The organism is Streptomyces beigongshangae (genome assembly GCF_019710745.1).
In the GTDB taxonomy this organism is placed as follows: Bacteria; Actinomycetota; Actinomycetes; order Streptomycetales; family Streptomycetaceae; genus Streptomyces; species Streptomyces beigongshangae.
The window spans coordinates 37,425-57,113 of sequence record NZ_JAHKJW010000052.1; the positions used below are offsets into that span (position 1 = coordinate 37,425).

21 protein-coding genes are annotated in these 19,689 nt (G+C 73.6%); 1 reads left to right on the forward strand and 20 read right to left on the reverse strand.

Annotated features, from left to right (window positions below):
- Positions 1 to 6 precede the first annotated feature (6 nt).
- The 12 genes from KM933_RS30570 to KM933_RS30625 form a co-directional block, all read right to left on the reverse strand.
- Entirely contained in the window at positions 7 to 195 is a 189-nt protein-coding gene (locus tag KM933_RS30570) for a gas vesicle protein (RefSeq protein WP_107016810.1), read from the reverse strand.
- Positions 192 to 980 (reverse strand): GvpL/GvpF family gas vesicle protein, encoded by a 789-nt coding sequence (locus KM933_RS30575; RefSeq protein ID WP_221358204.1) that lies wholly within the window; start codon positions 978 to 980, stop codon positions 192 to 194. Before KM933_RS30575 ends, KM933_RS30570 begins: the two co-directional genes overlap by 4 nt.
- Entirely contained in the window at positions 977 to 1,336 is a 360-nt protein-coding gene (gvpJ, locus tag KM933_RS30580; protein WP_221358205.1) for a gas vesicle protein GvpJ, read from the reverse strand. The genes KM933_RS30575 and gvpJ overlap by 4 nt, the downstream gene beginning before the upstream one ends.
- Positions 1,333 to 2,523, reverse strand: coding sequence for an SRPBCC family protein (locus tag KM933_RS30585; RefSeq protein ID WP_221358206.1), 1,191 nt, complete (start codon positions 2,521 to 2,523; stop codon positions 1,333 to 1,335). The genes gvpJ and KM933_RS30585 overlap by 4 nt, the downstream gene beginning before the upstream one ends.
- Positions 2,516 to 3,181, reverse strand: a complete 666-nt coding sequence (locus KM933_RS30590) for a DNA primase (protein ID WP_260334396.1) — start codon at positions 3,179 to 3,181, stop codon at positions 2,516 to 2,518. Before KM933_RS30590 ends, KM933_RS30585 begins: the two co-directional genes overlap by 8 nt.
- Before the next feature lie 11 nt (positions 3,182 to 3,192).
- Positions 3,193 to 3,459, reverse strand: a complete 267-nt coding sequence (locus tag KM933_RS30595) for a gas vesicle protein GvpG (protein WP_221358208.1) — start codon at positions 3,457 to 3,459, stop codon at positions 3,193 to 3,195.
- A 25-nt stretch (positions 3,460 to 3,484) separates the two neighbouring features.
- On the reverse strand, positions 3,485 to 4,243 hold the full coding sequence (locus KM933_RS30600) for a GvpL/GvpF family gas vesicle protein (protein WP_221358209.1): 759 nt from the start codon (positions 4,241 to 4,243) through the stop codon (positions 3,485 to 3,487).
- Positions 4,240 to 4,665 carry a gas vesicle structural protein GvpA gene (locus tag KM933_RS30605; RefSeq protein WP_221358210.1) on the reverse strand — a complete coding sequence of 142 codons (426 nt, stop codon included), beginning with the start codon at positions 4,663 to 4,665 and terminating at the stop codon, positions 4,240 to 4,242. The genes KM933_RS30600 and KM933_RS30605 overlap by 4 nt, the downstream gene beginning before the upstream one ends.
- 47 nt (positions 4,666 to 4,712) lie before the next feature.
- Positions 4,713 to 5,072 (reverse strand): gas vesicle protein GvpO, encoded by a 360-nt coding sequence (locus KM933_RS30610; RefSeq protein WP_221358211.1) that lies wholly within the window; start codon positions 5,070 to 5,072, stop codon positions 4,713 to 4,715.
- A 58-nt stretch (positions 5,073 to 5,130) separates the two neighbouring features.
- Positions 5,131 to 6,057 carry a non-homologous end-joining DNA ligase gene (gene ligD / locus KM933_RS30615; RefSeq protein WP_221358212.1) on the reverse strand — a complete coding sequence of 309 codons (927 nt, stop codon included), beginning with the start codon at positions 6,055 to 6,057 and terminating at the stop codon, positions 5,131 to 5,133.
- Complete coding sequence (locus KM933_RS30620; RefSeq protein WP_221358219.1) at positions 6,054 to 7,901, reverse strand: transketolase; 1,848 nt, start codon at positions 7,899 to 7,901, stop codon at positions 6,054 to 6,056. The genes ligD and KM933_RS30620 overlap by 4 nt, the downstream gene beginning before the upstream one ends.
- Positions 7,902 to 8,123: 222 nt before the next feature.
- Positions 8,124 to 8,582: a phage holin family protein gene (locus tag KM933_RS30625; protein ID WP_221358220.1), complete on the reverse strand. Its 459-nt coding sequence runs from the start codon at positions 8,580 to 8,582 to the stop codon at positions 8,124 to 8,126.
- A gap of 120 nt (positions 8,583 to 8,702) precedes the next feature.
- Here KM933_RS30625 and KM933_RS30630 point away from each other — a divergent pair, with 120 nt between their 5' ends.
- A complete protein-coding gene (locus tag KM933_RS30630) occupies positions 8,703 to 9,056 on the forward strand; it encodes a VOC family protein (protein ID WP_221358221.1) in 354 nt (117 codons plus the stop codon).
- A gap of 42 nt (positions 9,057 to 9,098) precedes the next feature.
- Here the strand turns inward: KM933_RS30630 and KM933_RS30635 are convergent, their stop codons facing one another.
- The 8 genes from KM933_RS30635 to KM933_RS30670 all read right to left on the reverse strand — a co-directional run.
- Positions 9,099 to 11,075, reverse strand: a complete 1,977-nt coding sequence (locus tag KM933_RS30635; protein WP_221358223.1) for a DUF5107 domain-containing protein — start codon at positions 11,073 to 11,075, stop codon at positions 9,099 to 9,101.
- A 133-nt stretch (positions 11,076 to 11,208) separates the two neighbouring features.
- A complete protein-coding gene (locus tag KM933_RS30640) occupies positions 11,209 to 12,102 on the reverse strand; it encodes an arginase family protein (protein WP_308013595.1) in 894 nt (297 codons plus the stop codon).
- Between the two features lie 5 nt (positions 12,103 to 12,107).
- Positions 12,108 to 12,740 carry a GNAT family N-acetyltransferase gene (locus tag KM933_RS30645; RefSeq protein WP_221358227.1) on the reverse strand — a complete coding sequence of 211 codons (633 nt, stop codon included), beginning with the start codon at positions 12,738 to 12,740 and terminating at the stop codon, positions 12,108 to 12,110.
- A gap of 54 nt (positions 12,741 to 12,794) precedes the next feature.
- Entirely contained in the window at positions 12,795 to 13,721 is a 927-nt protein-coding gene (locus KM933_RS30650; protein WP_221358230.1) for a S66 peptidase family protein, read from the reverse strand.
- Positions 13,722 to 13,728: 7 nt separating this feature from the next.
- Positions 13,729 to 15,720 carry a prolyl oligopeptidase family serine peptidase gene (locus KM933_RS30655; protein WP_221358233.1) on the reverse strand — a complete coding sequence of 664 codons (1,992 nt, stop codon included), beginning with the start codon at positions 15,718 to 15,720 and terminating at the stop codon, positions 13,729 to 13,731.
- 19 nt (positions 15,721 to 15,739) lie between these two features.
- Positions 15,740 to 17,122 (reverse strand): M20/M25/M40 family metallo-hydrolase, encoded by a 1,383-nt coding sequence (locus tag KM933_RS30660; protein WP_221358234.1) that lies wholly within the window; start codon positions 17,120 to 17,122, stop codon positions 15,740 to 15,742.
- Positions 17,115 to 17,951 (reverse strand): M55 family metallopeptidase, encoded by an 837-nt coding sequence (locus tag KM933_RS30665; protein ID WP_221358235.1) that lies wholly within the window; start codon positions 17,949 to 17,951, stop codon positions 17,115 to 17,117. Before KM933_RS30665 ends, KM933_RS30660 begins: the two co-directional genes overlap by 8 nt.
- A gap of 46 nt (positions 17,952 to 17,997) precedes the next feature.
- The coding region (locus KM933_RS30670; protein WP_221358237.1) for an immune inhibitor A domain-containing protein at positions 17,998 to 19,689 on the reverse strand (1,692 nt) is incomplete at its 5' end.

Sequence of the window (19,689 nt, forward strand, 5' to 3'; positions counted from 1 at the left end):
CGCTGCTCACAGCATCTCCTCCCAGGGCGCGGGAACGTTCTCGTTCACCGAGCTGATGAGGGCGTTCAGGTCGATGCGCACGAGGTCGACGTCCGCGATCCGCAGGGTGAGGTCGCCGGTGATGACGACCCCGCCCGCGAGCAGCCGGTCCAGCAGGTCGACGAGCGCGACCTCCCGGCGTTCCACGACGGTCACGCGTCCTCCCCGGTGAACGAGTAGGCCGCCCAGGGACCGGTCAGCTCGACGCGCAGCCCGGGGGTGTCGTCCTTCGTCCGGTCCACCAGCTCCACGAACGCCTCGGACTCCGTGCGCGGCACCAGGTAGGCGGCGTTCAGGATGTTGCGGCCGGGCGCGCCCGAGAGCGCCGAGTCCTGCGGCGCGTGGATCCGGGTGTCCTCCGCGCCCTCGGACAGGGACTCGTGGAGCCGGCGCGCGAACTCCTCGGCCCGCTCCCACCTCTCCTCGCTCTCCTTGCGCTGGTCACGCCGCCGCCGCAGGTAGTCGCGCCCCGACGCCGCCTTCGCGGGAGAGGACCCCGGCCCGTCGCCCGGAGCCCCGGACGCCTGCGGGTTCTCGGTGTCCCTGGGTTCCGAGTACACCTTCACGCCCCATTCGACCCGGCCGTCGAGCCGGTCGAGGGTGCGCAGGAAGGTCTCCTCCCGCTCCTCCATCATCGTGCGGACACCGCTGTCGTCCCGGAACACCGTGGCGAGCCGGAGCGGCAGCGGCGAGGTGACGACGGTGAGCGCGTCGATCACGTTCTGGTGGGCCCGTGCGGTCGCACCGAGCCAGTCCAGGTCCTCCAGATGGGCCCGGAGCGGCTCCTCGGAGAAGTCCTCCTCCGGGACCTGCCCCACCACGGCGACCAGGTCGTGGTGGACCAGTTGCTTGGGCGGCACACCGGCCACCCCCGACAGCTGGGCCGGCAGGGGCGTGCCGAACGGGCGGCAGACGGCGTAGACGTAGCGCAGACCGCTCATCCTTGGGCTTCCTCCTCCGAGGGTTCACGCTCACGCTCGGGCAGTCCGGCCCGCGCGCTCTCCAACTCGGCGACGTGGGCACGCAACTCGGCGTTCTCCCGCGCCAGTTCGTCACGACTGGCGCGGGAGGACAGCTGCGGGTCGGTCTCCCACCAGTCGATGCCCATCTCCTTCGCCTTGTCGACGGAGGCCACGATGAGCCGGAGCTTGATGGTGAGCAGTTCTATGTCTAGCAGGTTGATACGGATGTCGCCCGCGATCACGATGCCCTTGTCGAGCACCCTTTCGAGGATGTCCGCGAGGTTGGCACCGCCTCCGCTCCCGTAGGGGTCGGGCAGACGCTGAGCCGTGGTCATCGACCGCTCCGGGTCCCGGCGGGCTCGCGCTCCTCCGCCTCGTCCTCGGCCGCCTCGTCGTACTCCGGCGCGTCCTCGTCGTCCTCGTACTCGTCCTCGGCCTCGGTCCCGGCCTCGGGGGCGTCCTCGTCCTCGTACGCCTCCTCGTCCGCCGGCTCCTCCTCGTCCTCGTACTCGGCCTCCGGGGCGTCCTCGTCCTCGTAGGCGTCGTCGTCCTCGTGGACGTCGTCGTCCTCGTGGAGTTCGTCCTCGGCTGACTCCTCGTGCTCCGGGGTCTCCTCGTCCTCGGTCGAGTTCTCGGAGTTCTGCTCGGACTCCTCCTCCTCGGCGACGGCGTCCTCGTGACTGGTCACGACCTCGCCGTCGCGGATCTCGCCGCGCCAGCCGTCGTCGGCCTCGCCCTTGATGGTGATGAACCGGGCGTAGTTCTTGAGGTCGAGCCGGGCCCTGCGGCCCTGGGCGCGCCAGATGTTGCCGGTCTTCTCGAACAGCCCCTTGGGGTAGTACTCGATGACCAGCAGGACGCGGGTGAGGTTCTCGGCGAGCGAGTGGAAGGTGACGACGCCCTTCGTGGTGCCCTTGGCGCCCTCCGACGTCCAGCTGATCCGCTGGTCCGCCACCTGCTCGGTGGTGTGGGCCTTCCAGCTGCGGGTGGACCAGAAGATCTTCATCTGCCAGTCGGACGTCGTGTCGTCGGCGCGGTTCGCGTTCTTGACGCCCTTGGCGAAGGTGCTGAAGTCCTGGTACTGGGTCCACTGGTCGTACGCCGTGCGCAGCGGCACACCGACGTCGATGAACTCCAGGATGACGGTCGGCTTCTTGCCGGCCCCGCTCTTGCGCCTGCCCTTGCCGCCGACCAGGTTCTTGAAGGCGCCGACCACACCGTCCTTGGCCTTGCCCGCGCCGAGTTCGACCGCCGTCCGCAGCGGCCCCTTGCCGTCGGCCAGCTTGCGGCCGCCGTCGAGGGCGAGCTTGGCGAAGCCGGGGCTGTTGCCCTCGGCGATGTCGTTGAGCTTGCCCGTCGTCTGGCCCAGCTTGGTCCCGACCCCGACCAGCAGGCGCTGGGTCTGGGCGGCCAGGTACGCCTGGGCCTCCTCCTTGAGCCGGTCGACCGCCTCGCTCTGGGCGAGGGAGGTCAGCGGGTTGCTCTTGGCCTGCTTGGTCGCGGACCCGAGGGTGTCAGTCATCGTCGCCGCCTCCCCTCGTCGTACGGGCCCGCGAGGTGCGGCGCGTGGCGGTCTTCGCCGCCGCGGCCTTCCTCGCCGGAGCCTTCTTCGCGGTCCTCGCGGTCTTCTTCGCCGGAGCCCCGTCGTCGGAGCCCCGCTCGTCCGCGGCCTTCCTCGCGGACGCCTTCCTCGCCGGAGCCCGCTTGCGCGGCCGCGGCGCCTCCTCGTCCTCGTCGCGGGGCGCGTCGTCGTACCGCTCGTCCCCGTCGCGCCCGTCGCGCTCGTCGTGGTCGTCGTGGTCGTCGCGCTCGTCGTGGTCGTCGTCCGGTTCCTCGTCCCGGCGGCGCTTGCCGCCGACCCGCGGGGCGTCCGGGACCACACCGGCGAGCTGGTCCTTCACCTGGTTGGTCCGCCCGTGCAGCCGGTCGGCGAGACCGCTGATCTGCCGCTCGACGAGTGCTCCGGTGGCGGCCTTGCCGACCCCGCGCACGTCCTGGCGCAGCTGGTCGCCGATCTCCTTGAACTGCGGGTTGTTCTGCAGCTGCTGGGAGACCAGGTCGGCGAGCGCCCGCGGGCTGAGGTTCATCCGCTTGCCGGCCACCATGGTGCCCACGGCGAACGCCAGTTTCATCTTCTTGGTACGTCCCAGGACGTACCCGGCCCCTACCGCGAGGCCCATGCCTAGTCGATTCATCGTTGTGTCCCGTTGTCGCCTGCTTGGGTGCCCCTGGTCATCGCTGTCTCCAGCCTGTCGAGGAGCTCGTCCTCCCTGCGGTCGAACTCCGCCTCGTCGATCTCGCCGGCCTCGAGACGCTCTTCGAGGATGCCGAGCTCGGCGCGGATCGCCGCCGGGTCGTAGTACTGGCGCTCGGCCTCGTTCACCACCTGCTTCATCGCCCAGAGGCTGCCGCGCACGGGGGCGAACGGCAGCATCAGGACCTCTCCGATCAGCCCCATGCGGTCAACTCCTGGTATCGGAAACTCAGTTGTGTGCCTGTGCGGGTTCGGCGTGCTGGGCGGGGCCCGGCTCGACGAAGCTGTAGGGGGGCAGCGGTCCGTGGACCCGCAGGTCGAGGTGCGGGTGCGCCTTGCGGACCTCCTCGACGGCGGCGGCGAACTCGTCGCCCGCCTCGCGCTCCACGAGGAACGAGAGGTTGGCCAGCCAGCCGGTGGACTCGGGGCCCACGCTGATCGCGGCGGCGGCCGGCTCCAGCGCCCGCTGGATCTCGGCGGCGTCCTCCACCTCGCGCCTCTTCACCGCGGCGACCACCATCTCGCCGAGCCGCAGCTTGTCGTCGTAACTGCCGCCGCCCGCGCTGCGGTTGGCCTCGGTGAGCGCCCGGACCTCGGGGTTCTCGGACATCACCCGGTGCAGTACGGCCTCTTCGTCGTGCGTGGCCTTGACGTTGTACTCGACCTTGTCCGCCAGCGCCTGGAGGCGCTCCTTGAAGTGGTCGGCGCGCTCGGCCAGGACGGCGGTCACGGCCGCGTCGTCCGGCGAGACGCTGCCGAACCGCATGGGCAGCACCGGGCCGCCCGCGCCGGTCTCGGAGAGGACGTTCTGGTGGGCGAGCAGGTCCCGGCGCTTGGGGCGCAGGCCCTCGGGCGCGTCGCTGACGACGGCGGCCAGGTCGCCCTCCTTGATGATCCGCACTTCGCGCGCCGGCTCGCCGACGCCGTCCATGCCCTCGGGGAGCGAGGGGTGCGAACCGGCCGTGATGCCGTAGACGTACGTGCTCACTCCTGCTCCTCCTTACGGCGCGAGGCGGCGGTCTTGCGGGTGCGCGGGCGGGACTCGGACTGGCTCTCCTCGCGGGACTGCTTGAAGGCGTCCGAGATGGTCTCGGCGGCGCCGGACAGGGCGCCCTTGGACTTGCCCTTCGCGCCGGACTCGGTGATCGAGCCGACCAGGTCGGGCAGGCCGGGGCTGCTCTTGTTGCCGGACTCCAGGTCGAGCCGGTTGCACGCCTCGGCGAAGCGCAGGTACGTGTCGACACTCGCGATGACGACACGGACGTCGATCTTCAGGATCTCGATGCCGACCAGGGAGACCCGGATGAAGGCATCGATGACGAGCCCCCGATCGAGAACGAGTTCGAGAACGTCGTAGAGGCCGCTGGAGCCACCTCCGCCGCCTGACTGCTGTGCGGGAACCACGGTCATACCGACCGACCCTCCTTGTCTGTTGGGTGTGTTGTGGGGTGGACGGCCTAACGGCCGCCGGACTTCCGGGAGTCGGCGCGTCCTCGTTCGTACCGGCGCACACGCCGGTACCCGGTGATGTCACCGCGCGGGTCGAGGGACACCTCGTACGTCGCGAGCAGGCTCATCGTGTCGGGGACCCGAACGAGTTCGAGTACCTCGACCTCGAGCGTCCAGCCGTCCTCGGTGCGCTCGAACGAGGACACCGACTCGGCCTCCATGCCGGTCAGTTCGGCGAGTTGTGCGCGTGCTTCGCGCAGCACGTCCATGGGGCGCAGCTCTTCGTCTTCTTCCGTCACGTCTTTCCGCTTGCCCTTGGATGCGTTCGATGAACTCTGTGAATCTGATGTGTTGGATGTGTTCGACATGGCCACCTCGGACATACGGGTGACCGGCCGCTCCCCCGCCAAACCTGCGAGGCGGCGCTCAGCCCCGCAGGGCGTCCAGCCGGCGCCTGGCCGGTCCGAGGGCCCGGCCGCCGCGCAACAGTCCTGACCAGGGCTTCGTCTCCGCCTGCCCGGCCGCGTCGGCGATCGTCCAGCGCTGTGCGGTGAGTTGGGGATCGTCGAGCTGCTCCCAGCCGACGGGCACGGCGACGGGGGCGCCCGGCCTGGCGCGGACCGTGAAGGGGGCGACCACGGTCTGCGCGTAGGCGTTGCGCTGGATGTCCAGGTAGAGGCGGTCTCCGCGGTCCTTCTTGCGGGCCTCGGTGGTGAGTCGGCCGGGGTGCTCCCCGGCGAGGGTGTCGGCGACGTCCCTGGCGAAGGTGTGCACCTCGTCGAAGCCGTGGCGGCCGTCGAGAGGCACCACGATGTGCAGTCCGCGCGAGCCGGTGGTCATCGGGGCGGCGGGCAGGCCGAGTTCACCGAGGAGCGCGTGCAGGAGCCGGGCGGTGTCGCGCACCGGCTCGAAGTCGTCGGTGGCCGGGTCGAGGTCGAAGACCATCAGGTCCGGGTGGTCCGGTGTTCCGCCGGACGGGATCCGGGCCGGCCACCGGTGCAGGGTCAGACACGCCTGGTCGGCGAGGTAGACGAGGGTCGCGGTGTCGTCGCAGACGGGGTGCAGGACCGTGCCGCCCTCCTTGGCCACCTCGACGCGGCGGATCCAGTCCGGGTAGTGGTCCTGGACGTTCTTCTGCATGAACATGGGCCCGTCGAGCCCGTTCGGGTGCCGCTCCAGCATCAGGGGACGGCCCTTCAGGTGCGGCAGCATGAACCGGGCGATCTCCCGGTGGTACGCGACGAGGTCCGCCTTGGTGTACTCCTTCGCCCCGCCGCCGCCGGGGAACAGCACCTTGTCCGGCCGGTGCACCTCGACGGTGCGCCGTCCCGCGCGTACGCGTACGGAGGTCATCGCAGGACCCCGCTCCCGGTCAGCAGCTCCGCCGCGGCCACGATCGACTCGGCGTCGATGCCGGCCGCGCGCAACTGCTCGGCGGGGGTGGCCGATCCGGGCATGTCGCGTACGGCGAGGCGGACCAGGCGCGGGGTGGGACGCCCGTCGGTGAAGGCGTCGAGGACCGCGTCGCCCAGGCCGCCCTCCTCGTGGTGGTCCTCGACGGTGAGCAGGCAGCCGGTCTGCCCGGCGGCCGTGCGCAGGGTCTCCCGGTCGACGGGCTTGACGGAGTAGAGGTCGATCACCCGCACGGGGAGGCCGTCGGCGGCGAGCGCGTCCGCGGCCTTCAGGGCCTCGTGCACGGTCACCCCGGCGGCGACCACGGTCAGCCGGTCGTCCGGGGAGGCGCGCAGCACCTTGCTGCCGCCGACGGGGAACTCCTCGTCCGGCCCGTACAGGACGGGCCGGGCGCCGCGCGAGGTGCGCAGGTAGCGGACGCCCGCCAGGTCCGCCATCGACGCGACCAGCTTCGCCGTCTGGTTGGCGTCGCAGGGGTAGAGCACGGTCGAGCCGAGGACCGCGCGGAACATGGCGAGGTCCTCGACACCCATCTGCGAGGGCCCGTCCTCGCCGATCGCGACTCCCGCGTGCGAGCCGACGAGGTTGATGCCCGTGCCGCCGACCGCCGCCATCCGGACGACGTCGTGGGCGCGGGTGAGGAACGCGGCGAAACTGGAGGCGAACGGCACCCGGCCGCGGGTGGCGAGCCCCACGGCGGCCGCGACGAGCTGCTGCTCGGCGATGTAGCACTCGAAGAACCGGTCGGGGTGCTCCTTCGCGAAGAACTCGGCGCGGGTCGAGTCGCCCACCTCGGCGTCGAGGGCGACGACGTCCGCGCGTGCGGTGCCGAGCGCGGCCAGCGCCCTGCCGTAGGCGTCGCGGACGGCGACCTCCTCGCCGGTCTCCCAGCGCGGCAGCCGCGGCTGCCCGGCGGGCACGGCGTGCAGCATCCGCGCGGCGGGCGGCTGCCGGACCTCGACGCGCAGGTCGCGCACCCCGCCGAGTTCCGCGACGGCCTCGTCGGCGTCGGGCAGCGGCTTGCCGTGCAGGCCCTCGCGGTCCTGCACGGCCGCGACGCCCTTGCCCTTGAGGGTGCGGGCCAGGACCGCGGTCGGCTGCCCGGCCGTGGACACGGCCTCTCCGTACGCCCGCTCGATGTCCTCGACGTCGTGGCCGTCGGCCTGGACGGTGTGCCAGCCGAATGCCTGGAAGCGGCGGGCGTACGCGTCGAGGTCGTGGCCGTGCCGGGTCGGTCCGCGCTGGCCGAGCCGGTTGACGTCCACGATCACGGTCAGGTTGTCGAGCCGCTCGTACCCGGCGTGCTCGGCGGCCTCCCAGACGGAGCCCTCGGCCAGCTCGCTGTCGCCGCACAGCACCCACACCCGGTAGCCGGTCCGGTCGAGCCGCTTGCCCGAAAGGGCGATGCCCACGCCGACGGGCAGTCCCTGGCCCAGCGAGCCGGTGGCGGTCTCCACCCACGGCAGCCGGCGCGGTGTCGGGTGCCCTTCGAGCCGGCTGCCCAGCGTGCGGAAGGTCAGCAGCTCGGCGTCGTCGATGACCCCGGCGGCCTTGTACGCGGCGTACAGCAGCGGCGAGGCGTGTCCCTTGGAGAGGACGAGGCGGTCGTTGCCGGGATGGGCGGGCCGCTCGAAGTCGTAGCGGAACCGCCGGGCGAACAGGACCGCCACGAGGTCGGCGGCGGACATCGAGGAGGTGGGGTGCCCGGAGCCCGCGGCGGCGGCCGCGCGCACGCTGTCGACACGCAGTTGCTGCCCCAGTTCGGACAGCTGGAGGGAGTTCATGGTGTTCCTTCCACGGAGCGTCGGGTCCGGGGGCGCCTCCGGCGAACTCGGGTGCACGCGCTCCGGCCTGTGCGCGTCTCGCCGCCCGCGAGGGTCCTTCCGCGTCCCCCCATCCGGGGAACCCAAACGTCGGGTCACCCGGACGGCGGTGTCCCGCCCCGGGGGCGGTCACGCGGAGACCGGGGCCACCTCGTCGTGGCCCCGGTCGGCAGGGGGCGCGGCCTACCGCTCCTGCTGGTGCGGTGCCGCGGAACCGGCCGGGGCGTCCGGGCCCGGCACGGAGGGCGCGACCGGCGGCTTCGGCGGGACGGCGGGCATGCCCGCGGCCGCACCGCCGACGACGTCCCCGGCGGGCGTCCGGGCGGCCCCGCCGGGTGCCGGCCGGGACGCCGACGGCCGCGCCGCGTTGCGCAGCGCGTACGCCAGTCCGCCGAGCAGGACGGCGGTGATCAGCGCGGCCGCCCAGCCGGGCAGACCGAGCGCGAGCGCGAGACCGACCGCGAGCGCGAGCGCCGCGCCCGCGTACAGGGCGACGGCACCGGACGCGGCGTACAGGGCCGCCGTACGGCGCTGCTTGCGGGTCTGCTCCCGCAGTTCCTCGCGCACGGCGTCACGGGCCGCCCGCGCCAACTCGTCGGCCAGGCGCCCTTCCAGCTGTTCCGTGGGGTCGATACGGTCCATGGCCTCCGGGTACCCGCCGCCCCCGGCGCGTAACGCCCGCCGGACCCGGCGGGGCGCCCCCGGCACGGGATCCGCGCGAAACGATCTCCTTCCCGGCCCGCCCCAACTACGCTCGTCCCCATGGACATTCTGGGAGCCACGCTGCGCATCTGCGTCGACGACCTGGAGACTGCGGTCCCCTTCTACGAGAGACTCGCCGGCGGGCCGGCGCAGCGCTTCGAGCGCGGCGGCGTCTCCGTCGCCGCCGTCGGCTGCTTCCTGTTGATGAGCGGCCCGGAGAGCGAACTGGAGGTGCTGCGCAAGGTTTCGGCGACCATCGCCGTGCAGGACGTCGACGAGGCCAACCGGGTGCTCACCGACTCGGGCGCCCACGTCCTCGCGGGCCCGGTGGCGACCCCCGCCGGGCGCAACCTGATCGCGATGCACCCGGACGGCTACGTGTACGAGTACGTGGACCGCCGCGTGGCGCAGTAGGCGCTGCCGCGTGGCGCGGCAGGCGCTGTAGGCGCGGCAGGTTCAGCCGGCGCCGTCGGCGGGCGGCCGCATCCTGAAGTCGTAGTGCTCCGGCAGGGGTTCGTCGCAGATCCGGGACCACAGCTCCCCGATCGCCTCGGCGCCCTCGCGCAGGTCGGCCACTTCGAAGCCGGCGTCGAAGACGGCACGCGCCGCGTCCCGGTCGCCCTCGGCGAGCAGCAGCCCCGCCTCGATCAGCCGGAACCGGCCGCGTTCGCGGACGGCCGGACGCAGCCGTTCCCACACGGCACGCGCGTCCGCCGGGCGCCCTGCCGCGAGCAGGGCGCCGATCGCCTCGCGGCCCAGCGCGGCGGTGGCCGCGGTCCAGGTCGCGCCGTCGTCGCGCCGCTCCTGGCACAGGTCGTCGAAGGCGTCCGCGTACCGGTCGGCGGCCCGCTCCCGGTTGCCCGCCTCCTGGTCGGCCACGGCGAGGCAGCGCAGCAGGGGCCAGCGCGACGGGGCCAGCCGGAGGCCGCGTTCCCAGCTGCGCACGGCCTGGGCCCGGTCGCCCGCGTGCCACTGGGCGACGCCGAGGTGGTACTCGGTGAGCGGCTCCGCGGGCGCCGTCTCCAGCATGTCCCGCCAGTGCGGGGCGACGAGCGTCTCCCCGGGCGGCCCCGCCCGGCGGGGTTCGGGGAAGCGACCGGTGCCGAGGAGCTCCACCCACGGCCGCTGGGCGTCCTGGAGGGTGGACTCGCCGAAGGGCGTGCCGGGCAGCGCGTACCCGCCGCGCAGCACTTCGAGCGCGCCCCAGCCGGAGCCGGCGGCCAGCACCTCGCCGGGCTCGGTGTCGGCGGCGGCGGCCCGCCAGTGCTCGTACGCAGAACTCAGTTGCCGCCGCGGCAGGGCCTGTTCCAGCCGTTCCCCGACGGCCGCACGGGCGTCGGTCCAGTCGTCGCCGTTCACCCGCCGGGCGTCGCCGCTCAGCGGCCCGTACGCCTCCAGCCACGCCGTCTCGCTCCCCGCCTCCAGGCGCACGTGCTCCAGCTGGGTGCGGGCGAGCCCCGCCTGGATCTCGCAGTAGCCGCCGGTGCCGGGCTCGGTGAGCCATTCCTGCCAGCGGCGTCCGCCGGAGCCGGAGCCCCATACGAAGAGTTTGCGTCCGCGCAGCACGTCGGTGGACGTCTGCACCAGCCCGTGCCCGTCGCCGTCCAGGGCGGCGATCCAGCGCCGCTGCCCGTCGGGCACCTCGTAGAAGTGGTCGGCCGGGTACGTGCTGCGCAGCGGGTACGTACGGTCGGCGCCTCCGTGCACGGGGACGGGCACCAGGCGCAGACGGCGCGCATGGTCGAAGTGCCAGGCATCCTCGGCGGGCGCCAGCACCCGGCGTTCCTCCGGGACGGCGGTGTTGGACCACCAGTACAGCGGCGCGGCCCGTTCGTGCGGATTGCGGACGCGTACGCCGGCGTACAGGAAGTCGGAGCCCTCCGGCAGCCACAGGTCGACCTGGAAGGGCAGGTCGCGCAGCCGTTCCCACTCCCACAGGCGCAGCATCCGCGTGCCGTCGGGCGCGGTGACCCGGGCGGCGTGCAGGGGTGCGCAGGCGAGGGCCGAGTGGCCGGTGGCGCCGATGTTCCACTCGATGCCGCCGGAGAACCAGGCGCCGTTGAGCGCGAAGTCGGCGGGCTGGAGCACCGGGTTGCGGTAGAGGAGTTCACGGCCGGACGGCTTGTGGAAGAGGGAGACGACCCGGCCGCCGAAGCCCGGCAGCACGGTCGCGCGCAGCCGGTCGTTCTCCAGGACGATCGTCCCGATCCCGCGGGGCGTGCGGTCCCTGCCGTATCCGTCCCGGACGCGCTCGGGCAGGAGGCTGCGCAGCGGCTCGTACCCGATCTGGCGGGCCATGTCGCGGGGCAGGCCCGCGCGGTCCCGCTCGTCCAGGCGGTGCGTCCCGTCGGGCGGCCGCAGCGGGGGCAGGGGGTTGGCGGGGCCGGGCTCCGCGACCGGGAGCGTCAGGACGTCACGTCGGATGGTCGTCACCCGACCATGGAACAGGGTGGGCGGCGGACCGGCCAGGGCTCCTCCCGGACAGGACGGGCCAGGACCGGCCAGGACCGGCCAGGACCGCTCGGGACCGGCCAGGACCGCTCGGGACAAGCCGGGACCGGCGGGCTCAGGCGAAGGCGGCGACGACGATGTCGGCGAGGAGGGCGCCGGCGGTCCCGTCGGGGTCCAGGTCGGGGTCGTAGATGGTGACGTTGAAGCCGGCGCAGTGCGGGGAGCGCACCAGCGGCCGCAGCAGCGCGGTCAGTTCGTCGGGCAGCAGTCCGTCGGGGTCGGGGCTGTCGACGGCGGGCATCACGGACGGGTCGAGCACGTCGGCGTCCAGGTGCACCCAGAAGCCGTCCAGGTCCGGCACGTCGAACGCCTCGGCGGTGGCCCGGGCCAGGGCGTCGGCGCCCCACTCCCGGATGTCCGCCACGGTCACCGTGGGGATCTTCAGTGCGGCCAGCTCGGCCCGGTCGTCCTCGAAGGCGTCGCGGATCCCGAAGAACCGTACGTCCTCGTCCCGCAGGTAGGGCTTGAGCCCCTCCAGGTCGGTGAGGTCGTCCTGGCCGCGCCCGGTCGCCAGGGCCACCTCCTCGCCGCCCGCCGCGCCGATCCGGTCGGAGTTGCCCGGGTGGCGGAAGTCGTGCGAGGCGTCCACGGCCGCGAGCCCGTAGCGGCCGACGCGGCGCAGGGCGAGGGAGGCGCCGAGCTGGATGGAGCAGTCGCCGCCGAGCACGACGGGCAGTTCCCCGGCCCGGACGTGCCGCTCGACGCGGTCGGCGAGGGTGCGGGTGTAGCCGGCGAGTGCGGCGGCGTTGAAGACGCCGTCGCCCTCCTGCCAGCCGCCCAGGTCGTAGCGCGGCGGGACCACCACGCCGCCCTCCAGGGCACCCAGTCGCTGCACGATCCGCTGCTCGCGCAGGGCGCCGGCGAGCTTGTGGCAGCCGGGCACCGTGCCGGGGGCGGGCGGGCGGAGCCCGAGGTTGGAGGGTGCGTCCAGGACGACGAGGTTCCGCACGGCGCTCATGTCCGGATCATATCGGCGGTGACGGCCCAGCGTTCGTGGTCCCGCCAGGCTCCGTCGATGAAGAGGAAGGCGGGTGAGAAGCCCTCCAGCCGGAAGCCGCAGCGGCGGGCCAGCGCGATCGAGGCGGCGTTGCCCGGCTGGACGTTGATCTCCAGCCGGTGCAGCCCGAGCGGGCCGAACGCGTACCGCACGACCAGGTCGAGGCCCTCCCGCAGGAGCCCGCGCCCGGCGGCGTGCGCGAAGGCGCCGTAGCCGAGCGCCCCGCACAGGAAGGCGCCGCCGACGATGTTGTTGATGTTGATGAACCCGGCGATCCGCCCGCCGTCGCTCTTCTCCCCGTCCCTCTCCCCGGCCTTCCCGCCGCTCACCTCCCCGGCCTTCTCGCCGCTCACCTCTGCGTCCGCCCCGCCGTCCTTCTCGCACACGAGGAAGCCGGCCTTCGTCGGGTCGTCGATCAGCCGTCCGGCGTACGAGGCGTAGGCGGTGGGGGTGCGGGGCGGGAAGAGCCACGGCTGGTGCAGGGCCTTGCTCTCCCGCGCCCGGGCGGTGAACTCGGGCCCGTCCCCGCGGGTGAAGGGGCGTACGCCCACGCGGGGGCCTTCGGCGAGGTACAGGCTGGTGCCGGACATCCCCCAACGGTACGTGGGCGCCCCGTTCGGGGCACGCGGGAATCCTCCCGAAGGTCACCTCAGGGCGGGTTCGTCCAGTGTCAGGGTTCCCGCTGCCGCGTCCAGTTCCGCCCGTACCCCGAACGGGATCGTCAGCGCGCCCTCACCGTGCCCGAAGCCGAACTCCTCGGCGATCGGCACCCCGAGTCCGCCGAGCCGGTCGAGGACGAGGTCCCGCACCCGCTCGTACGGGCCGCACCGCTCCCAGGAGCCGAGCAGGATCCCGGCGACGCCGTCGAACCAGCCCGCGCGCAGGAGCTGGGTCAGATGGCGGTCCAGGCGGTACGGCTCCTCCCCCACGTCCTCCAGGCAGAGCAGGCCGCCGGCCGCGCCGGGCCGGGCGTGCGGTGTGCCGAGCTCCGCGGCGAGCAGGCTCAGACAGCCGCCGAGCAGGACGCCCGCGGCCCGCCCCGGCACCAGGGCCCGCCCGCCGGCCGGGGTGACGGTCCGCACGGACTCCGGTGCGAAGAGCGTGGCCCTCAGGTGTTCCTGGGCGCGGGCGTTCTTGACGAAGTCGACGCCCGCGGTCATCGGCCCGTGCAGCGTCACGAGGCCCAGCCGGGTCGCGAACGCCTCGTGCAGGGCCGTGATGTCGCTGAAGCCGAGGAACACCTTCGGTCCCGCGGCCCGCAGGGCCTCCCAGTCGAGCAGGTCGGCCATGCGCTGCGCGCCGTAGCCGCCGCGGGCGCAGAACACCGCGTCCACGGACGGGTCGCACCAGGCGGACCGGAAGTCCGCCGCCCGGTCCGCGTCCGTCCCGGCCAGGTAGCCGAAGCGCCCGTGCCGGTCCAGGACGTGGGGCGCGACGACGGGGTCCAGGTCCCAGCCGCGCAGGATGTCCAGGCCCGCCTGGAGCCGTTCCTCGGGCACCGGTCCGCTGGGGGCGACGACGGCGACCCGCGACCCGGCGACCAGGCGCCGGGGCCGGCCGAGATCCTTCACGTGGGGTTCACTTGACGAGCTCCAGCGCGGTGACACCCGGCGGGTTCAGGCCGAACACCTGGGCGTACAGGGCGAGTTCGGCCTCCAGGACCCGCACCGTCGTGTCGGCGCGGCGGAAGCCGTGGCCCTCGCCCTCGAAGGCGATGTAGGCGTGCGGCACGGGCCGCGCCCGCTCCTGGAGCCCGGCCAGGAAGCGCTCGCACTGGGCCGGCGGGCAGATGACGTCGTCGAGGCCCTGGAGGAGCAGGAAGGGCGCGGTGATCCGGTCGGCGTGCGCGGTGGGCGACCGCTCGGTGTACCGGGCGGGCACCTCGGCGAACGGCCCGACCAGGCTCTCCAGGTACCGGGACTCGAAGTCGTGGGTCTCGCCCTCGCTCCAGCCCACCAGGTCGAGGACGGGGTAGAGGATCGTCCCGCACGCGTACACGTCGGTGTTCACCAGGGAGGCGGCCGAGGTCCAGCCGCCCGCGCTGCCGCCCCGGACGGCCAGCCGGTCGCGGTCCGCGGTGCCCTCCTCGGCGAGGGCGAGCGCGACGGCCGCGCAGTCCTCGACGTCCACGACACCCCACTGCTCGCGCAGCCGGTTGCGGTACTCGCGGCCGTACCCGGTGGAACCGCCGTAGTCGACCTCGGCGACCCCGATGCCGCGCGAGGTGAAGTACGCGATCTCCAGGTCGAGGACGAGCGGGGTGCGGCTGGTGGGGCCGCCGTGCGCCCGGACGACGTAGGGCGGCAGCGCGTCGCCGGGGGCCACGTGGCCGGGGTGGTGGGGCGGGTAGATGTGCGCGTGGATCTCCCGCCCGGCGGGTCCGGCGAACGTGCGGATCTGCGGTTCCGGGTAGTACGCGGGGTCCACCGGGTCGTCGTGCGCGGCCCCCACGACCCGGGTCCGCCCGGTGCGGGCGTCCAGTTCCACGACCTCGTACCCGCTGCGCGGGCTGGCGGCGACGGTGACGACGCGGCTGCCGTCGACGGCGAGGGTGACCCCGTACTCGGTCCAGGGCCCGGCCGCGTCGACGACCTCACCGGTCTCCGGGTCGAGGATGCCCAGCGCGGTGGCGCCGCGGCCGTGCACGACGGCGATCAGCCCGTTGTCCAGCGGTGCGAACCAGCGCCGGCCGATCGTCCACAGCGGCCCGCCGAACTCCTCCTCGCGGGGGCACAGCGGCTCGCCGTCGCGGTAGAGGTTCCACCAGCCGGTGCGGTCGCTGGAGTACAGGAGGGACCCGTCCCGGCCCCAGTCCGCCTGGGCGATCGATTCGTCCGGTCCGCCCGCGGCCGTCCGGGGCTCCCCCAGCGTCCCGTCGGGGCGCACGTCGGCGACCATCAGCTCGGTGCCGTCCCACGGCATCCGCGGGTGGTCCCAGGCGAGCCAGGCCGCGCGCAGCCCGTCGGGCGAGATCCGCGGCCCGGTGACGAACCGGTGCCGGACGGGGGTGAGTTCGCGCACCGCGGTCCGGTCCCCGGCGGCCGAGCCGTCCAGCGGCACCGCGGCGAGGACCCGCCGTACGTCGCCGGGTCCGTCGCCGGTGAACTCCTCCAGCACGCCCCAGACCTCGCCGCGGTCCAGCCGGACCTGCGGGTCCACCCAGCGCAGTCCGCCGCCCACGGAGGACACGGGGGTGAGGGGGCGGGGCCCGCTCCCCCCTTGTCCTCCGTGGGCTGCGGGCTCGTACGCGTACAGCCGCTGGTCGGCGAAGTGGGCGAACACCACCAGCGGGCCCTCCTCGCGGACCGCGCCGGCCCAGGGCTGTCCGCCGTACTCGATGACGCGGCTGCGGACGTTCCACGGGGCGGGCAGCACCGGCTCCTCGGTGCCGTCGGGGCGCCGGCGCACCAGGGTGCGGCGGCCGCCCTCGGTGGGCCGGGACTCGGTCCACCATGCCTCGTCGCCGACGAATCCGACGTGGTCGGGGTCCCCGCCGTGCGCGGCGACGAGCGCCGCGTCGATGGGCGAGGGCCAGGAACCGTAGGCCAGCGTCTGCACTGTGTCCCCCATTTCTTGTCCCTTGGGTCCTTCAGGCCGTGCGCAGGAAGCGGTCGAGTACCCGGACGCCGAAGTGCAGCGCCTCCACGGGCACCCGTTCGTCGACCCCGTGGAAGAGGGCCTGGTAGTCGAAGCCCGGCGGCAGCTTCAGCGGCGTGAAACCGTAGCCGGTGATGCCGAGGCGGGAGAACTGCTTGGCGTCCGTGCCGCCCGACATGCAGTACGGCACGACCTTCCCCCCGGGCGCGAACTCCTCGACGGCGGCCCGCATCCGGGCGTACGTCGTGGTGTCCAGCGGCGCCTGGAGGGCGGTCTCGCGGTGCGCGAACTCCCAGTCGACGTCCGGTCCGGTGAGTTCGTCGAGGGTGGCCCGGAACTCGTCCTCGGTGCCGGCCAGGAAGCGTCCGTCGATGTGCGCGACGGCCTCCCCGGGGATCACGTTGACCTTGTAACCGGCGTCCAGCATGGTCGGGTTGGCGCTGTTGCGCACCGTGGACTCGACGAGGGAGGCGGCGGGGCCGAGCTTCTCCAGGAGCACGTCGACGCCGTCGGGGTCGTCGAGGCCGCCGAGGGCGTGCTCGATCCCGTACAGGGCGGCGAGTTCGGTGAGCGCCGCGCGGACCGTCGGGGTGAGCCGTACGGGCCACCGGTGGGCGCCGATCCGCGCGACGGCCGCGGCGAGGCGGGTCACCGCGTTGGACCCGTTCACCTTGGAGCCGTGGCCCGCCCGGCCGCGGGCGGTGAGCTTCAGCCAGCCCGTGCCGCGCTCGCCGGCCGCGACGGGGTACAGCTCGCGGCCCGCGCCGTCGTGGAAGGTGAACGCACCGGACTCGCTGACGCCCTCGGTGCAGCCCTCGAAGAGGTCCGCGTGCTCGTCCGCGAGGAAGCCCGCGCCGTCCTCCGCGCTCGCCTCCTCGTCCGCGGTGAACGCGATGACGAGGTCGCGGCGGGGACGTACACCGGTGCGCGCCCACTGCCGGACGACCGCGAGGACCATCGCGTCCATGTTCTTCATGTCGACGGCGCCCCGTCCCCAGACGACCCCGTCGCGGATCTCGCCGGAGAACGGGTGGACGCTCCAGTCCTCGGCCTGCGCGGGTACGACGTCCAGGTGGCCGTGGACGAGCAGCGCGTCCGCCGACGGGTCGGTGCCCTCCAGGCGCGCGACGACGTTCGTACGCCCCTTCGTGCGCTCCAGGAGGGCCGGTTCCAGGCCGGCCCCGGCGAGCAGCGCGGCGGCGTACTCGGCGGCGGGCCGCTCCCGGCAGTCGCCACCGCCGCGGTTGGTCGTGTCGATCCGGATCAGGTCGGAGGTGAACCGGACGACCTCGTCCAGCGCCCGCCCGTCGACGGTCCGCCCGTCGACGGCCGGTGCGCCGACCGGGCTCCCGTCGTTCACGCCGCTGTCATCCATAGGTCTCCTCCACGGCAGCCGAGACGATCGTGGTGACCGCCTTGAAGGTCCGGATGCCCTCGTACATGGTGCCGCTCGTGTACGCCACCTTCCGCTCCCCGGTCCGTTCGACACCCGGGACGACGGTGGCGGCCATCGCGAGGTGCTCGGCGTCGAACTCAAGCGCCACGGTGCAGGGGCCCGCCCGCACGGGTTCGTACCGCACCGCGAGCCGCGCCGCCTCCGTGGCCGCCGAGCGGATGTCCGCCGCGGTGCGGGCCGGGGTGCGGCACACCGCCGCGTATCGCGAGACGTGGTCCTTGACGGCGACCTTCAGCGCCCCGGGCGCGTAGCCGAGCGCGTCCTCGCAGGCCACGTCGTCCCCGGTGACCAGGACGACGGGGACCCCGTACTCGGCGACGACGCGCGCGTTGAGCAGGCCCTCACTGGCGCGCTCGCCGTCGACCCACACGCCGGTGATCGAGTTGGCGAGGTAGGTGTGGGCGAGGACGCCCTCCATGCCGGCTCCCGCGTGGTAGCCGACGAAGGCGATGCCGTCGACGTCGCCGTGCTGCACGCCCTCCACCATGGAGAGCGCCTTGTGCCGCCCGGTGAGCATCTCGACCCGTTCGTCCAGGTGCTCCAGGAGCAGGTTGCGCATGGTCCAGTGGGCCTCGTTGACGAGGACCTCGTCGGCGCCGCCGTCGAGGAAGCCGAGCGCCGCGGCGTTCACGTCCGAGGTGAACATCGACCGGCACCGCTCCCACTGGGGTGTGCCCGGCAGCACGTCGGCCGGCCAGGTCACCCCGGTGGCGCCCTCCATGTCGGCGCTGATGAGGATCTTTACCATGTTCCAGTTGTATCGCAGTCACGGGGCGTCCCACAGGGCCGGGAGGTCAGCCGGCCGGGGCGACCGAAACCCTCACCCGGCCGTCGGGGTACTCCTCGTCCACGGTGACGGTGGTGCCGGAGTCGGCGTCGTGGCTGGATCCGTGCGGTGCGGCGGCGTAGTGGTGGACCCCTCGGAGGTCGTCGAAGACCGGGACCGCGGGTCGGGACGGGACCGTCGTCCGCACGCCGTCGACATGGACGTGGAGTGGAGCCGTGGGCCGCAGGCCGAAGGGGGCGTCGTAGGACTGGAGGCGGTTGCGGAGCACCTCCCCCGAGGCGGTCCGCGCGGGTTCGGCGTGGGCGTCGACCGGCAGGATCCGCCCGTGCCCCGCGTGCGCCCTGGTCCTGTTGTCGCGGTACCTGGTGTCCCAGTACCAGATCAGGACACCGCTCTCGTAGTGCAGCCGTTCCTTGAGCCTGGGCCGGTCGGGCCGGCCCAGGTGGAACGGGCCCGTCGCCAGGAACGCGTCCTCCCCGACGTACCGCCGGTTCTCGACGACGTAGTGGCGTGCGTTGCCGTCCTCGTCGGCCGGGAGCTCCACCAGGAGTGCTTCCGGGCCTTCGGTCGAGGAGGGCACGGACAGCGGGTTGAGCGTGACCGTGGCGGCGGCCCCGGCCCCGACGCTCACGTGGTCGAGCCAGCCGAGCTGGAGTCTGGCCCAGGCGCCCAGGTCCGCGGGGTGGGCGGCCAGTTCGTCCTCCGAGGCGAGGAGCGACCCCTGGGCCATGAGGGACCAGAAGCCGGTGGAGTTCTCGGCGCCGGAGGTGTCGTACAGGTCGGGCAGGCCCAGGTCGTGGCCGTACTCGTGGGCCAGGGTGCCCAGGCCCCGGTTCTCGTTGGTCATCGTGTAGTCGTTGACCCAGATCCCCGAGTCGCCGACCTCGCTGCCGCCGTCCCGGCCCCCGCCGGCCGGGCCCGTCCGGTCCGCGCCGGTCCGCCGGTGGCCGACGGTGCCGCGGTGCGAGCCGATGGCGTCGGAGCCGTGCGCACCGCCGCCGTTGACCTGCGACTCCCCCGCGAAGATCAGCATCACGCGGTCGAGGTAGCCGTCGGGTTCGTCGAAGGTCCCGTCGCGGTCGTGGTCGTTGCGGTCCCAGGTGTCGTACCGGGACAGGTAGGCGGCCAGCGAGCCGGCGCTCCGGCCGGCGGCCCGCTGGTCCTCGTACCACCGGGTGAGGCCGTCGGTGACGAGCTGCTGGTTGCAGTGGTACGTCGGGACCGGCGCGCCCTCCTTCTCGCAGGCGTCGGTGCCGTAGTGCGCGAGGGGGCGGTCCACCCGCGTCCAGTCGTGGACGGTGCCGGTGATCGTGTAGGAGCCGTCGGACTGGCGCAGGAGGTACGACTTGAGGGTGTCCCCCGGCTCTCCTCCGTCACCGGCCGTGCCGAAGATCTGCCGCTGGTAGTGGGCCCGGCTGTGGTCGGCGGTCCAGACGGTGGAGTTGTCGGTGGCGCGGTCGGGTTCGGGGATGCGGTTGTGCGTGTGGTCGGCGAACTCCACCGGCAGCACGAAGATCCGGTCCGTGGTGCGGGCCGTCTCCGCGTACGCGCCCCGCCGGTACTCGACGCGCCGCGAGGTGCCGTGCACCTCGGGGACCGCCTCGCCGGCGGCCACCTGCGCGGCCGCCAGGGCACGGGCGCGCTCGGTCCGCCGCCCGGCCGCGCTCAGCAGGACGTGGCCGGGCGCGTTCGCCGCCGG

What these genes read in the sequence shown, in the direction of transcription:
- KM933_RS30575 (WP_221358204.1), bottom strand. Translation starts at nt 980, where the DNA reads ATGAGCGGTCTGCGCTACGTCTACGCCGTCTGCCGCCCGTTCGGCACG.
- gvpJ (WP_221358205.1), bottom strand. Translation starts at nt 1,336, where the DNA reads ATGACCACGGCTCAGCGTCTGCCCGACCCCTACGGGAGCGGAGGCGGT.
- KM933_RS30585 (WP_221358206.1), bottom strand. Translation starts at nt 2,523, where the DNA reads ATGACTGACACCCTCGGGTCCGCGACCAAGCAGGCCAAGAGCAACCCG.
- KM933_RS30590 (WP_260334396.1), bottom strand. Translation starts at nt 3,181, where the DNA reads ATGGGCCTCGCGGTAGGGGCCGGGTACGTCCTGGGACGTACCAAGAAG.
- KM933_RS30595 (WP_221358208.1), bottom strand. Translation starts at nt 3,459, where the DNA reads ATGGGGCTGATCGGAGAGGTCCTGATGCTGCCGTTCGCCCCCGTGCGC.
- KM933_RS30605 (WP_221358210.1), bottom strand. Translation starts at nt 4,665, where the DNA reads ATGACCGTGGTTCCCGCACAGCAGTCAGGCGGCGGAGGTGGCTCCAGC.
- KM933_RS30610 (WP_221358211.1), bottom strand. Translation starts at nt 5,072, where the DNA reads ATGTCGAACACATCCAACACATCAGATTCACAGAGTTCATCGAACGCA.
- ligD (WP_221358212.1), bottom strand. Translation starts at nt 6,057, where the DNA reads ATGACCTCCGTACGCGTACGCGCGGGACGGCGCACCGTCGAGGTGCAC.
- KM933_RS30620 (WP_221358219.1), bottom strand. Translation starts at nt 7,901, where the DNA reads ATGAACTCCCTCCAGCTGTCCGAACTGGGGCAGCAACTGCGTGTCGAC.
- KM933_RS30625 (WP_221358220.1), bottom strand. Translation starts at nt 8,582, where the DNA reads ATGGACCGTATCGACCCCACGGAACAGCTGGAAGGGCGCCTGGCCGAC.
- KM933_RS30630 (WP_221358221.1), top strand. Translation starts at nt 8,703, where the DNA reads ATGGACATTCTGGGAGCCACGCTGCGCATCTGCGTCGACGACCTGGAG.
- KM933_RS30645 (WP_221358227.1), bottom strand. Translation starts at nt 12,740, where the DNA reads ATGTCCGGCACCAGCCTGTACCTCGCCGAAGGCCCCCGCGTGGGCGTA.
- KM933_RS30655 (WP_221358233.1), bottom strand. Translation starts at nt 15,720, where the DNA reads ATGGGGGACACAGTGCAGACGCTGGCCTACGGTTCCTGGCCCTCGCCC.
- KM933_RS30660 (WP_221358234.1), bottom strand. Translation starts at nt 17,122, where the DNA reads ATGGATGACAGCGGCGTGAACGACGGGAGCCCGGTCGGCGCACCGGCC.
- KM933_RS30665 (WP_221358235.1), bottom strand. Translation starts at nt 17,951, where the DNA reads ATGGTAAAGATCCTCATCAGCGCCGACATGGAGGGCGCCACCGGGGTG.